Genomic DNA, 12,922 nt, shown 5'->3' with positions numbered 1-12,922 from the left:
CTCCGGGGGCCGGGCGGGTCCGCCGGGGCTCGGTTCACCTGTGGGCCGGCTCAACCGCTCACGGGCCGACTCGGCTCAGTCGCTCGGTCACATTCGGGATCGGCCGCGTCGATCCAATTCTTTGCATAAAAGTGCGATACTGCGTATAGTCATGCCTTCGACGAGGAGGATTTTCGATGGTGGTACGTGCGGCAGTGGCAGGGGCGAGCGGATACGCCGGCGGGGAACTGCTCCGCCTTCTGCTGGTCCACCGAGAGGTCGAGATCGGGGCTCTCACCGCGAACTCCAACGCGGGACAGCCGCTCGGGGCGTTGCAGCCGCACCTGAGGCCGCTCGCCGGGCGGGTGCTCCAGCCGACCACGCCCGAGGTGCTCGCCGGGCACGACGTGGTCTTCCTCGCGCTGCCGCACGGGCAGTCCGCCGCCGTTGCGGAGCAGCTCGGGGACGAGGTGCTCGTGGTGGACATGGGGGCCGACTTCCGGCTCAAGGACGCCGCGGACTGGGAGAAGTTCTACGCCTCGCCGCACGCGGGAACCTGGCCGTACGGCCTGCCCGAGCTGCCCGGTGGGCGGGCCGCGCTGGCGGGGAGCAAGCGTATCGCGGTGCCCGGCTGCTACCCCACCGCCGTGTCGCTCGCGCTCTTCCCGGCGTACGCGGCTCAGCTCGCCGAGCCCGAGGCCGTGATCGTCGCCGCTTCCGGGACCTCTGGCGCGGGCAAGGCGGCCAAGCCGCATCTGCTCGGTTCCGAGGTGATGGGCAGCATGTCGCCGTACGGGGTCGGCGGTGTCCACCGGCACACGCCCGAGATGATCCAGAACCTCAGCGCCGCGGCCGGTGAGCCGGTGACGGTGTCCTTCACGCCGACCCTCGCGCCGATGCCCCGCGGCATCCTTGCCACGTGCAGCGCGAAGGCCAGGCCGGGCGTGAACGCCGAGGCGCTCCGTACCGCGTACGAGAAGGCCTTCGCGGACGAGCCGTTCGTCGATCTGCTGCCCGAGGGGCAGTGGCCCGCGACCGCCGCCGTGTACGGCTCCAACGCCGTCCAGATCCAGGTCGCGTACGACGAGGCGGCAGGCCGGATCGTCGTCATCAGCGCCATCGACAACCTCGCCAAGGGCACCGCGGGCGGCGCCCTGCAGAGCATGAACATCGCCCTCGGACTTCCCGAGGACACAGGTCTTTCCACGATCGGAGTCGCACCGTGAGCGTCACGGCAGCACAGGGATTCTCGGCGGCGGGCATCGCCGCCGGAATCAAGGAGAGCGGTAACCCGGACCTGGCCCTCGTGGTCAACAACGGTCCGCGGCGCGCCGCCGCGGGCGTCTTCACCTCCAACCGTGTCAAGGCCGCCCCCGTCCGCTGGTCGGAGCAGGTCCTCAAGGGCGGCGAGGTGACCGCGGTCGTCCTCAACTCCGGTGGAGCCAACGCCTGCACGGGCCCGGAGGGCTTCCAGGACACGCACGCCACCGCCGAGAAGGCCGCCGAGGTCCTCACGGGTCACAGCGCCGGTGAGATCGCCGTCGCGTCGACCGGGCTCATCGGTCTGCGGCTCCCCATGGACAAGCTGCTGCCCGGCATCGAGAAGGCCGCGGCGAACCTGAGCGAGCACGGCGGCGAGAAGGCCGCCATCGCCATCAAGACCACCGACACCGTGCACAAGACGGCCGTCGTCGGCGGTGAGGGCTGGACCGTCGGCGGGATGGCCAAGGGCGCGGGCATGCTCGCTCCCGGTCTGGCCACCATGCTCGTCGTGCTCACCACCGACGCCGACGTGGACGCCGCCGGGCTCGACACCGCGCTGCGTGACGCGACCCGCACCACCTTCGACCGGGTCGACTCCGACGGCTGCATGTCCACCAACGACACCGTGCTGCTGCTGGCCTCGGGGGCCTCCGGAATCACCCCGGAGCAGGGGGAGTTCGCCGAGGCCGTACGGGCCGTCTGCGACGACCTGGCCCGGCAGCTGATCGGTGACGCGGAAGGCGCGTCCAAGGACATCCGGATCGAGGTGATCAACGCCGCGACCGAGGACGACGCCGTCGAGGTGGGCCGCTCCATCGCCCGTAACAACCTCCTCAAGTGCGCCGTCCACGGCGAGGACCCCAACTGGGGCCGCGTGCTGTCCGCCATCGGCACGACGAAGGCGGCCTTCGAGCCGGACGAGCTGAACGTCGCCATCAACGGCGTCTGGGTCTGCAGGAACGGCGGGGTCGGCGAGGACCGCGACCTCGTCGACATGCGCTACCGCGAGGTCAAGATCACCGCCGACCTCGCCGCGGGCACCGAGTCCGCCGTCATCTGGGCCAACGACCTCACCGCGGACTACGTCCACGAGAACAGCGCGTACAGCTCATGACCCCCGCGCGGAAGCACACCGCACTCCCGAAGGCGCAGATCCTCATCGAGGCGCTGCCCTGGCTGACCCGGCACAACGGCAAGACCGTCGTCATCAAGTTCGGCGGCAACGCCATGATCGACGAGGAACTGAAGGCGGCCTTCGCACAGGACGTCGTCTTCCTGCGCCACGCGGGCCTCAAGCCCGTCGTCGTGCACGGCGGCGGCCCGCAGATCAGCGCCCAGCTCGACAAGCAGGGCCTGGTCAGCGAGTTCAAGGCCGGTCTGCGCGTCACCACGCCCGAGGCGATGGACGTCGTACGGATGGTGCTCGCCGGACAGGTCCAGCGCGAGCTCGTCGGCCTGCTCAACCAGCACGGCCCGCTCGCCGTCGGCATGACCGGCGAGGACGCCCACACCATCACCGCCACCCAGCACCTGCCCGTCATCGACGGTGAGGCCGTCGACATCGGCCGGGTCGGCGAGATCACCGCGATCGACACCGGAGCCATCCAGGCACTGCTGGACGACGGCCGCATCCCGGTCATCTCCTCCATCGCCCGCTCCGCCGACGACAACCACGTCTACAACGTCAACGCGGACACCGCGGCCGCCGCGCTCGCCGCCGCGCTGAACGCCGAGACGCTGATGGTCCTCACCGACGTCGAGGGCCTGTACGAGGACTGGCCCCACAGCGACGACGTGATCAGCCGCCTCACCGCCACCGAACTGGAGAAGCTCCTGCCGGACCTCTCCAGCGGAATGGTGCCCAAGATGCAGGGCTGCCTGCACGCCGTGCGCAACGGCGTCGAGACCGCCCGGGTCATCGACGGACGGGTCCAGCACTCGATCCTGCTGGAGATCTTCACCGATGAGGGAATCGGCACGATGGTCGTGCCCGACGCACAGGGGGAAGCATGACCAACGCCGCGCTCTCGCAGCGCTGGAAGACCGCGCTGATGGACAACTACGGCACCCCGGAGCTGTCCCTCGTCAGCGGATCGGGCGCGTACGTCCACGACGCCGACGGCACCCGGTACCTCGACTTCGTCGGCGGCATCGCGGTGAACGCGCTGGGCCACGCCCACCCCGCGATCGTCGAAGCGGTCTCCACCCAGATCGCCTCCCTCGGCCACATCTCCAACCTCTTCATCGCCGAACCGCCCGTCGCGCTCGCCGAACGGCTGCTCCAGCTCTTCGGCCGCCCCGGCAAGGTCTTCTTCTCCAACTCGGGCGCCGAGGCCAACGAGGCCGCGTTCAAGATCGGCCGGCTGACCGGGCGCGGCCACATGGTCGCCACCGACGGCGGCTTCCACGGCCGCACCATGGGCGCTCTCGCGCTCACCGGCCAGCCGAAGAAGCGAGAGCCGTTCCTCCCGCTGCCCGGTGACGTCACCCATGTCCCGTACGGGGACGTGGAGGCGCTGCGGGCCGCGGTGACCACCGACACCGCGCTGCTCGTCATCGAGCCGATCCAGGGCGAGAACGGTGTGGTCGTCCCGCCCAAGGGCTATCTGGAGGCGGCCCGGGAGATCACCCGGGCCACCGGCACCCTCCTCGTGCTCGACGAGGTGCAGACCGGCATCGGCCGGTGCGGCACCTGGTTCGAGCACCAGGCGCACCAGGGCGTGGAGCCCGACCTGGTCACCCTCGCCAAGGGACTCGGCGGCGGACTGCCGATCGGCGCCACCGTGGCGTTCGGCGCGGCCGCCGACCTGCTCGAACCCGGCCAGCACGGCACGACGTTCGGCGGCAACCCGATCGCCTGCGCCGCCGGTCTCGCGGTCCTGGACACCCTGGCCGCCGACGGCGCGCTGGGCAACGTGAAGCGGCTCGGGGAGCGGATCCGGGAGGGCGTGGAGGGTCTGGGACACCCTCTGGTCTCCCGCGTCCGGGGCTCCGGCCTGCTGCTGGGTATCGTGCTCACCCTGCCCCTCGCACCCCAGGTGCAGAAGGCCGCTCAGGGAGCCGGACTCCTGGTGAACGCACCCGCACCCGATGTCGTACGGCTGATGCCGCCGCTGATCATCGGTGACGCGGAGGTGGACGCGTTCCTCCGGACCCTGCCCGGCGCACTCGACGCGGCACACGGACGATCCGGAGAATGAAGTTCCGGAGATTGAGGCGACGACGATGACCGAGGCGCAGGAATCCGAGTACGGCGGGCCGTCCGTGCCGCAGACCCGCACGGCCCGCCACCGCCGGATCGTGGACATCCTGAACCGGCTGCCGGTGCGCTCGCAGAGCCAGCTGGCCAAGCTCCTCGCGGACGACGGGCTGAGCGTCACCCAGGCGACGCTCTCCCGGGACCTGGACGAACTGGGCGCGGTGAAGATCCGCAACACCGGTGGCGAGCTGATCTACGCGGTGCCGAGCGAGGGCGGTTTCCGCACCCCGCACGCACCGCTCGGCGGCTCCGCGAAGGAGGAGCGGATGCGGCGCCTCTCCGCCGAACTGCTCATCTCGGCGGAGGCCTCGGCCAACCTGGTGGTGCTGCGCACGCCTCCGGGCGCCGCCCAGTTCCTCGCCTCGTCCATCGACCAGGCCGAACTGCACGACGTCCTCGGCACCATCGCCGGTGACGACACGCTGATGCTGATCAGCCGCGACCCGGCGGGCGGCCAGGCGCTGGCAGACCACCTGCTGCGGCTCGCACAGAACGACCGCTGAAGGTCAGTATCGCGTGATCGCGGTCGGGCCCGTGCCGGTCCCGATCGCGAGGTGCGGACGACGGGCCGGATCGGCCCAGGCCAGGATCCGGTCCATCGCGGCCGCCGGTACGGATACGCAACCGGCGGTCGCGCCAGGCCCGTTGACGTGCAGGAAGATTCCGGCGCCCCGCCCGCGCACCGGACGGTGGTAGTTGAAGCCGACGACGAGCGCGCGGGCGTACTGCGTCCGATACGTGATCAGCTGCTCGGCCTCGGACGCCCGGCAGTCGGCGGGGCGCGGCTCCACCCATCGGTTGTAGGCCCGCGCCGCGTTGTCCTGGCACCACCACGACCCCTCCTGAACCCGGCGGTAGGGGTAGCGGGTGCCGGGCCCTGCCGCCTTCACCCCGAAGGCGTACGGCAGGTCGTACAGCCCGGTGGGGGTGGTGTCGGTGCCCTGTACCCGCGACGCACCCTCGGTCAGCCCGTTCGCCCCGAAGCGGGCGGGCGCCGACCCGGCCGCCACCCACCGTCCGGAGCGCATGCTCCACCAGGTGACCGTCCCCGTGGTGGCCCCCGTGGAGGCGGCCTCGGCCGTGATCAGCTGGGAGCCGCCGCCCGTGTCGGCCAGCCGCTGCGGCAGCGGCGGGGCTGCCGGGGGCCGGGCCCCGGTCAGGGCGGCGAGGGCGATCAGCACCGAACCGGTCACCAGAGATCTGCGCATGCCCGGACCGTAGACCGGTCCGTACGGCGCCACCCGCGGACCTGCTCCGTACGGCCCAACCGCTCACGGCCTCACCCGCGACGCCGCTGCCGGTCGTGGGCGAGGCCGTTACCGCACGGGAGGCATGCCGGGCAGCGGGAGCGGCAGCCCCGGCAGCCCGTCGATGCTGGTGGCGATGTGCTCCTTCTTCTCGAAGTAGCCGCTGAGCGAGTGGTCGTCCTCACGGGCGAAGCGCTGGGCGTGCAGCGGCCGGTCCTCGTCGTACGACATGAAGGGGACCGCGAATCCGCAGGAGTCCCGGATCAGTTCGGCCGTCACCACGATGACCGCGCGCAGCCCGTGCCGGGTGTGATCGACGCCGCCGAACCGCCCGAGCAGATCGGCGAAGCGGGGGTCGTCACGGAAGACCGGCTCGCCGCGGCCGTGCACCCGGACTATGTTCGGCGGCCCCTGGAAAGCGCACCACATCAGGGTGATGCGGCCGTTCTCGCGGAGGTGCGCCACGGTCTCCGCGGTGCTCCCGGCGAAGTCCAGGTACGCCACCCGCAACTCGTCGAGCACCACGAAGGATCCACTGACGCCCTTGGGGGAGAGGTTGATCGTGCCGTCGCCGGCCAGCGGCGCGGTCGCCGTGAAAAAGATGTGCTGTTCCTCGATGAAGGTCCGCAGCCGCCCGTCGATACGTTCGTATGTCTTTCCCATGAGTTCGATTATCCGCGTGGAGACGGACCGCGGGCAGTGGTTGGCCCAACGGCGGAAGCGGTGTGTCGGCGTCCGTGCGCACCCGCGCACCCGCCCGGCCCGGCGTGGGCCGCGGGGTGTGTGGCCGGAACGGCGCACGGGCATCTCCAAGGCGCCTCCACCTGCACTTTTGACAAACCATACGGTGGAACGCATAGTTATACCTATCAGTGGTTGGAGCGTAAGGAGAGACCCGTGACCGAGCGCGTCGTACTCGCATACTCGGGTGGTCTGGACACCTCCGTCGCCATCGGCTGGATCGCCGAGGAGACGGGTGCCGAGGTCATCGCCGTCGCGGTGGACGTCGGCCAGGGCGGCGAGGACCTGGACGTCATCCGCAAGCGCGCCCTCGCCTGCGGTGCGGTCGAGGCCGAAGTCGCTGACGCGAAGGACGAGTTCGCCGAGGAGTACTGCCTCCCGGCGATCAAGGCCAACGCCCTCTACATGGACCGCTACCCGCTCGTCTCGGCACTCTCCCGGCCGGCCATCGTCAAGCACCTGGTCGCCGCCGCCGACAAGCACGGCGCGAGCGTCGTCGCCCACGGCTGCACCGGCAAGGGCAACGACCAGGTCCGCTTCGAGGCCGGTATCTCCGCGCTGGGCCCCGACCTGAAGTGCATCGCCCCGGTCCGCGACTATGCGATGACCCGGGACAAGGCGATCGCCTTCTGCGAGGCGGAGAACCTTCCGATCGCGACCACCAAGAAGTCCCCGTACTCCATCGACCAGAACGTCTTCGGGCGCGCGGTCGAGACGGGCTTCCTGGAGGACATCTGGAACGCGCCGATCGAGGACATCTACGAGTACACCCAGAACCCCGCCACCCCGCGCGAGGCCGACGAGGTCGTCATCTCCTTCAAGGAAGGCGTACCGGTCGCCCTCGACGGCAAGCCCGTCACCGTGCTCCAGGCCATCCAGCAGCTCAACGAGCGGGCCGGCGGCCAGGGCATCGGCCGGATCGACATGGTCGAGGACCGGCTCGTGGGCATCAAGTCCCGCGAGGTGTACGAGGCGCCGGGCGCCATCGCGCTGATCACCGCCCATCAGGAGCTGGAGAACGTCACCGTCGAGCGCGAACTGGCCCGCTACAAGCGGCAGGTCGAGCAGCGCTGGGGCGAGATGGTCTACGACGGCCTGTGGTTCTCCCCGCTCAAGCGCGCCCTGGACGGCTTCATCAACGAGGCCAACCAGCACGTCACCGGCGACGTCCGGATGACCCTGCACGCGGGCCGCGCCGTCGTCACCGGCCGGCGGTCCAGCGAGTCGCTGTACGACTTCAACCTCGCCACCTACGACTCCGGCGACACCTTCGACCAGTCCAAGGCGCAGGGCTTCATCGAGATCTTCGGCCTCTCGTCGAAGATCGCCGCCAAGCGTGACCTGGGCTGACCCCTCCCCGTTACGTCACCGCCTCCCCGGCCGCCCGCGCGGGGAGGCGGGCGCACATCCACCCCCTTGTTCTTCCGAGGAGCACGCAGTGAGCAACGACAACAGCGACGTACGCCTCTGGGGCGCCCGGTTCGCGGACGGTCCGGCCGAGGCGCTGGCCAGACTGTCCGCGTCCGTCCACTTCGACTGGCGCCTCGCGCCGTACGACATCGCCGGATCCCGCGCCCACGCGCGTGTCCTCAACAAGGCGGGTCTGCTCACCGAGGACGAGCTGAAGCGGATGACCGCCGGCCTCGACCAGCTGGCGGCGGATGTCGCCGACGGTACGTTCACCGGCACCATCGCCGACGAGGACGTCCACACCGCCCTTGAGCGCGGACTGCTGGAGCGGCTCGGCCCCGACCTCGGCGGCAAGCTGCGGGCCGGACGCTCCCGCAACGACCAGATCGCCACGCTCTTCCGGATGTACCTGCGCGACCACGCCCGGATCATCGGCGGCCTCGTCGCCGAGCTGCAGGACGCCCTGGTCGGCCTCGCCGAGGCCCACCCGGACGTGGCGATGCCCGGCCGTACGCACCTCCAGCACGCCCAGCCGGTGCTCTTCGCCCACCACGTCCTGGCCCATGTGCAGTCCCTGTCCCGGGACGCCGAGCGGCTGCGGCAGTGGGACGAGCGGACGGCCGTCTCGCCGTACGGTTCGGGCGCGCTCGCGGGTTCGTCGCTCGGCCTCGACCCGGAGGCGGTCGCGGCCGACCTCGGCTTCGAGCGCGGGTCGGTGGCCAACTCCATCGACGGCACGGCCTCGCGGGACTTCGCCGCGGAGTTCGCGTTCATCACCGCGATGATCGGCGTCAACCTCTCCCGGATCGCCGAGGAGATCATCATCTGGAACACGAAGGAGTTCTCCTTCGTCACCCTGCACGACGCGTTCTCCACCGGCTCCTCGATCATGCCGCAGAAGAAGAACCCCGACATCGCCGAACTGGCACGGGGCAAGTCGGGACGGCTCATCGGCAACCTCACCGGGCTGATGGCCACGCTGAAGGCCCTGCCGCTCGCGTACAACCGCGACCTCCAGGAGGACAAGGAGCCGGTCTTCGACTCCTGTGACCAGCTCGAAGTCCTGCTGCCCGCCTTCACCGGCATGATGGCCACGCTCACCGTCAACCGCGCGCGCATGGAGGAATTGGCCCCGGCCGGTTTCTCGCTCGCCACGGACATCGCCGAGTGGCTGGTCAAGCAGGGTGTGCCGTTCCGGGTCGCCCACGAGGTCGCCGGCAGTTGCGTCAAGGAGTGCGAGCGGCACGGCATCGAGCTCGACGAGCTCACCGACGAGCAGTTCGCGAAGATCTCCGAGCACCTCACCCCCGAGGTCCGCACGGTCCTCGACGTGGCCGGAGCGCTGGCCTCCCGCGACGGCCGCGGCGGCACCGCGCCCTCCGCGGTCGCCATCCAGCTGGCCGAGGTCAAGACGGACCTCGCGACGCAGCACGCCTGGGCCGCGGCCCGCAGGTAGACGACCGGCATCGCGGGCTACGTTGGTCGCAGGGCCTGTCCGGCAGGCCGAATCCGGACGGGCGCTACTGCCTGTCCGGTGAGTCGGGCCCGGACAGGGACCACGGCCTGTCCGGCGGAGCGTGGCCGGACGGACCCCGGCTGCGTTCCGTACCGACCACGAGGAGCCCGCGATGCCCTTCGCCCGACTGGCCAGCACCACCACCCCGACCGCTCACATCGGGCTCGGCCTGGCAGCGGTCGGCAGGCCCGGTTACATCAATCTCCACCGCGACCGCGACCTGCCCGACGAGCGCACCGCCGACGTCCTGCGCTCCCGCACCCACGAACTGCTCGACGCCGCCTACGCACAGGGCGTCCGCTACTTCGACGCGGCCCGCTCCTACGGCCGCTCCGAGGAGTTCCTCGCCGACTGGCTGACGGCCCGGCCCGAGGTGAGTGACGTCGTCATCGGGAGCAAGTGGGGCTACACCTACACCGCCGACTGGAACGTCGAAGCGGAGGCGCACGAGGTCAAGGACCACAGCCTCGCCACGTACGAGCGCCAGCGCGCCGAGACCGCCGCACTGCTCGGCGACCGGCTCGACCTCTACCAGATCCACTCCGTCACCGCGGACAGCCCGGCCCTGACGGACAAGGAGCTGCACGCCCGCCTCGCCGCGCTCACCGCCGAAGGGGTCACGGTCGGCCTCTCCACCAGTGGGCCCGCGCAGGCCGACGCCATCCGGGCCGCCCTCGCCGTCACGGTCGACGGCGAGCCGCTCTTCCGTACGGTTCAGGCCACCTACAACGCACTGGAGACCTCGGCCGGCCCGGCGCTGGCCGAGGCCCACGCCGCCGGGCTCACCGTGATCGTCAAGGAAGCCATGGCCAACGGCCGGCTCGCGGGCACGGAGGCTCCCGCCGTGGTGCGGGAGATCGCGATCGAGGAGGGGCTGGGGAGCGACGCGGTGGCGCTGGCGCTCGTGCTGCACCAGCCGTGGGCCGGGGTCGTGCTCTCCGGCGCCGCGACCGTCACCCAGCTCGGAGGCAACCTCCACGCGGCCGTCCTCGGCCTCGACGAGGAGCGGCGTTCCCGGCTGGACCAACTGGTGGAGGAGCCGGAGGCGTACTGGCGGCACCGCGCTTCGCTGCCGTGGAACTGAGCCCGTTCGTCATCAACGGCCCGGCCGCGATAACCCGGCCGCGATACCCGGTCGCGGGCTGAGCCTCCTCAACGACCGAGGCGGCGCGGACGGCCCCCCGACCGCGGCCCGGGGTACGTCCTGCCGGCATCAGGGGCTCGTGAGGACGACGAGTTGCTGGGTCGCCCGGGTCATCGCGACATAGCGGTCGACCGTTCCTTCGATGCCCTCGCCGAACGTCTCCGGGTCGATGAGGACGACCAGGTCGAATTCGAGCCCCTTGGTCAGCTCCGGGGCCAGCGACCGGACGCGGGGCGTCGGCCGGAACGTGGGATCGCCGATGACGCAGGCGATCCCGTCGGCATGTGCGGCGAGCCAGGTGTCCAGGACCGACGTCAGGTCCGAGGCGGATCCATGGACGACGGGGACGCCGCTGCTGCGGATGGACGCCGGCACGTTGGCGTCCGGGAGCGCGGCCCGGATGACCGGCTCGGCCGCCGCCATGATCTCTTCCGGCGTCCGGTAGTTGATGCTGAGGGTGGCCAGGTTGATCCGGTCGAGCCCGATCCGTTCGAGCCGTTCCTGCCACGACTCGGTGAACCCGTGCCTGGCCTGGGCGCGGTCCCCGACGATGGTGAAGCTCCCGGACGGGCAGCGGATCAGCAGCATCTGCCACTCCGCGTCGGTCAGTTCCTGGGCCTCGTCCACGACGATGTGCGCGAACGGGCCGGCGAGCAGGTCCGGTTCGGTGCCGGGCGCCGCGCTGTTGTCGACCAAGGCCTCCTGAAGGTCCTTTCCGTGCAGCATCGTCACCGCACCCTCACCGTCGTCGTCCGCCCGCAGCAGGGTGTCGATGACCTTGTCCATGTGCTCGCGGTCGGCGGCGAGGGCGGCCTGGTGCCGACGGCTGCGCCGTGACGCCTCCGGGTCGCCCAGCCGCTGTCGTGCCGCGTCCAGGAACGGCAGGTCGGACACCGTCCACGCCTGGGCGTCCTCCCGTTGCAGCCGCGACACCTCGTCGGCGCTGAGCCAGGGAGCGCACCTGCGCAGATAGGCGGGCACCGACCACAGGTCTCCCACGACGTCGGCCGCTTCGAGCAGCGGCCACGCGCGGTCGAAGGTCGTGAGCAGCTCCCGGTTCTTCAGCAGCGACTTGCGGAGCATGTCGTCCGAGACGTCGCCCTCGTGCTTGTCCACCAGGATCGTGAGCAGTTCCTCCCGGACCTGGTCGCGCGCCTCGTTGTGCGGAGTGCCGGGTTCCGCCGCCTCGAACGCCACGGCCCAGTCATCGGCGGTCAGTTGGATGTCGGACCAGTGGGTCGTGACCGTCATCCCCTTGGTGGGCGGCTCCTCGTAGAACCTCGCGGCCGCGTCGATCGCCGCGACCAGGTTCCTGGAGGACTTCAGGCGGGCCACCTCCGGGTCGGCCTCGGCCCCTGCCGCGGCCCCCTCGGCGACGAGGTCCCGAAGGGTACAGGTCTGCACGCCCTCCTCCCCGAGGCTGGGGAGGACGTCGGCGACGTAGCCCAGGTAGGGCTGGTGCGGACCGACGAACAGCACGCCGCCCCGGCGGTGACCGAGACGGGGGTCGGAGTACAGGAGGTACGCGGAGCGGTGCAGGGCGACGACGGTCTTCCCGGTGCCCGGGCCCCCGTCGACGACGAGAGCGCCGCGGGACCCCGCGCGGATGATGGCGTCCTGGTCGGCCTGGATGGTGCCGAGCACGTCCCGCATCCGTGCCGACCGGTTGCTGCCCAGACTGGCGATGAAGGCGGACTGGTCGTCGAGCGCGGCGTGCCCGACGAACCCCTCCGAGGTGAACACCTCGTCCCAGTAGTCGCTGATCCTGCCGCGGGTCCAGCGGTACCTGCGACGGCTGGCCAGCCCCATCGGGTTGGCGTGGGTGGCTCCGAAGAACGGCTCGGCCGCGGGGGAGCGCCAGTCGATGAGCAGCCGGCGGCCCGAGCTGTCCGTGAGTCCGAGCCGCCCGATGTACAGGGGTTCGGGGTCGTCGGCGGCGACCATGTGCCCGAGGCACAGGTCCAGGCCGAAGCGGCGCAGCGCGCGCAGCCGGGCGGTCAGCCGGTGGATCTCCACGTCCCGGTCCATCGCCTGCCGGCCCGCGCCGCCCGGCGTCCTGCGCTCGGCGTCGAGGCGGGCGGTCAGCTCGGCGATCGACTCGTCGAGGCACTTCGCGATGGCGGCGAAGTGCTGCTCGTCGCCTGCGATCAGTGTTGGGTCGGCCTTGGCGGAGAGGCGGTCGGGAAGGTCGAACGCGCTGGTGGTCAGGGGGTTCACGTCATCAGCTCCGATGTGGGGCCGCTTGCAGTCGATGCGCGCAGCAGGGCGCCTGAACCGGTGCGACGTACTCGGTGGCCGTGGGACGGGCAGCGCTCCGTCGCGGTGGACTCCGTGGCCGTCGCCGGTTCCTGGGCGCCAGGGTT

General features: G+C 71.0%; 11 protein-coding genes. 8 read left to right on the top strand and 3 right to left on the bottom strand.

Translation table 11 applies throughout. From position 1 onward, the window contains the following. The first annotated feature begins 176 nt into the window (after positions 1–176). From argC to FHX80_RS01815, 5 genes are read left to right on the top strand one after another with little or no spacing between them, the layout of a single operon-like run. Positions 177–1,205: an N-acetyl-gamma-glutamyl-phosphate reductase gene (argC, locus tag FHX80_RS01835; protein WP_145762490.1), complete on the top strand. Its 1,029-nt coding sequence runs from the start codon at positions 177–179 to the stop codon at positions 1,203–1,205. Further along, the gene (gene argJ / locus FHX80_RS01830) at positions 1,202–2,356 is read left to right on the top strand and encodes a bifunctional glutamate N-acetyltransferase/amino-acid acetyltransferase ArgJ (RefSeq protein WP_145762489.1); all 1,155 of its coding nucleotides are present in this window, start codon (positions 1,202–1,204) and stop codon (positions 2,354–2,356) included. Before argC ends, argJ begins: the two co-directional genes overlap by 4 nt. Continuing rightward, positions 2,353–3,255 carry an acetylglutamate kinase gene (gene argB, locus FHX80_RS01825; RefSeq protein ID WP_145762488.1) on the top strand — a complete coding sequence of 301 codons (903 nt, stop codon included), beginning with the start codon at positions 2,353–2,355 and terminating at the stop codon, positions 3,253–3,255. The genes argJ and argB overlap by 4 nt, the downstream gene beginning before the upstream one ends. Beyond that, positions 3,252–4,442, top strand: a complete 1,191-nt coding sequence (locus FHX80_RS01820) for an acetylornithine transaminase (protein WP_145762487.1) — start codon at positions 3,252–3,254, stop codon at positions 4,440–4,442. The genes argB and FHX80_RS01820 overlap by 4 nt, the downstream gene beginning before the upstream one ends. 25 nt (positions 4,443–4,467) lie before the next feature. Continuing rightward, positions 4,468–5,004, top strand: coding sequence for an arginine repressor (locus FHX80_RS01815; RefSeq protein WP_145762486.1), 537 nt, complete (start codon positions 4,468–4,470; stop codon positions 5,002–5,004). A 3-nt stretch (positions 5,005–5,007) separates the two neighbouring features. On the opposite strand, the gene FHX80_RS01810 is transcribed toward FHX80_RS01815, so the two are convergent. After that, on the bottom strand, positions 5,008–5,709 hold the full coding sequence (locus FHX80_RS01810) for a L,D-transpeptidase family protein (protein ID WP_145762485.1): 702 nt from the start codon (positions 5,707–5,709) through the stop codon (positions 5,008–5,010). 108 nt (positions 5,710–5,817) lie between these two features. Continuing rightward, positions 5,818–6,411, bottom strand: coding sequence for a pyridoxamine 5'-phosphate oxidase family protein (locus tag FHX80_RS01805; protein ID WP_145762484.1), 594 nt, complete (start codon positions 6,409–6,411; stop codon positions 5,818–5,820). Between the two features lie 234 nt (positions 6,412–6,645). On the opposite strand from FHX80_RS01805, the gene FHX80_RS01800 reads away from it, so the two are divergent. From FHX80_RS01800 to FHX80_RS01790, 3 genes are all read left to right on the top strand, one after another. Continuing rightward, a complete protein-coding gene (locus tag FHX80_RS01800; protein WP_145762483.1) occupies positions 6,646–7,839 on the top strand; it encodes an argininosuccinate synthase in 1,194 nt (397 codons plus the stop codon). Positions 7,840–7,927: 88 nt separating this feature from the next. After that, positions 7,928–9,355: an argininosuccinate lyase gene (argH, locus tag FHX80_RS01795; protein ID WP_145762482.1), complete on the top strand. Its 1,428-nt coding sequence runs from the start codon at positions 7,928–7,930 to the stop codon at positions 9,353–9,355. Between the two features lie 172 nt (positions 9,356–9,527). Then, entirely contained in the window at positions 9,528–10,499 is a 972-nt protein-coding gene (locus FHX80_RS01790) for an aldo/keto reductase (RefSeq protein ID WP_145762481.1), read from the top strand. 129 nt (positions 10,500–10,628) lie between these two features. Here the strand turns inward: FHX80_RS01790 and helR are convergent, their stop codons facing one another. Next, positions 10,629–12,776: an RNA polymerase recycling motor ATPase HelR gene (gene helR, locus FHX80_RS01785; RefSeq protein WP_145762480.1), complete on the bottom strand. Its 2,148-nt coding sequence runs from the start codon at positions 12,774–12,776 to the stop codon at positions 10,629–10,631. Between the last annotated feature and the right edge of the window lie 146 nt (positions 12,777–12,922).

Origin of the sequence: Streptomyces brevispora (assembly GCF_007829885.1) — a bacterium.
GTDB lineage: Bacteria > Actinomycetota > Actinomycetes > Streptomycetales > Streptomycetaceae > Streptomyces > Streptomyces brevispora.
The sequence above is the reverse complement of the archived record's forward strand: the minus strand, read 5'-3'. Positions and strand labels throughout refer to the sequence as shown.